Genomic DNA, 527 nt, shown 5'->3' with positions numbered 1-527 from the left:
GAGCGGCGTCGTCGCTAACTTCTCGAACCGCCCGCCGTCGCGGTGGCGCGCGATCTCGGAGCCGACCCGCGACAGCGGCGTGAACAGGACCACGACCGCGAGGTAGCCCGGGATGTAGTAGCCCGCGGGCTCGGCGAAGAGGCCGCCGCCGGTCGGCTGGGTCCGCACCAGCGCGCCGAAGATGACGACGAGGATGACCGGGAAGAAGAACGTGAAGAACACCGCCGTCCGGCGCCGCGTGAACGACCGCGCCGCCGCGACCGCCTCCGTCCGGATCCGGCCGAGGCGGGTCATCGGTCGCCCTCCTCGGTCGCCGCGTCGCCGCCGATCTCGCCGCGCCGCGCGTACTCCTCGCCGGTCAGCCGCAGGTACACGTCCTCCAGCGACGGCTCCGCCCACGAGAGGGAGTCGAACGCGACCCCGGCGTCGTCGAGCGCGTCGACCGCGGCGCCGATCGCCTCCGGACGGACGCCCCGCACCCGGAGCCCCTCGTCGGTCGCCTCGACGGCCGGATCCTCGCCGAGGCG

General features: G+C 74.8%; 2 pseudogenes. Both read right to left on the bottom strand.

Going from position 1 to position 527, the window contains the following annotated elements:
• Positions 1–294, bottom strand: a pseudogene (locus DVK07_RS21060) (ABC transporter permease); the annotation flags it as partial.
• Positions 291–527 (bottom strand): annotated as a pseudogene (locus DVK07_RS21055) (ABC transporter ATP-binding protein); the annotation flags it as partial. The pseudogenes DVK07_RS21060 and DVK07_RS21055, both read right to left, overlap by 4 nt.

It is taken from the genome of Halorubrum sp. Atlit-26R, from assembly GCF_003666015.1.
Taxonomy (GTDB): Archaea; Halobacteriota; Halobacteria; order Halobacteriales; family Haloferacaceae; genus Halorubrum.
The sequence above is the reverse complement of the archived record's forward strand: the minus strand, read 5'-3'. Positions and strand labels throughout refer to the sequence as shown.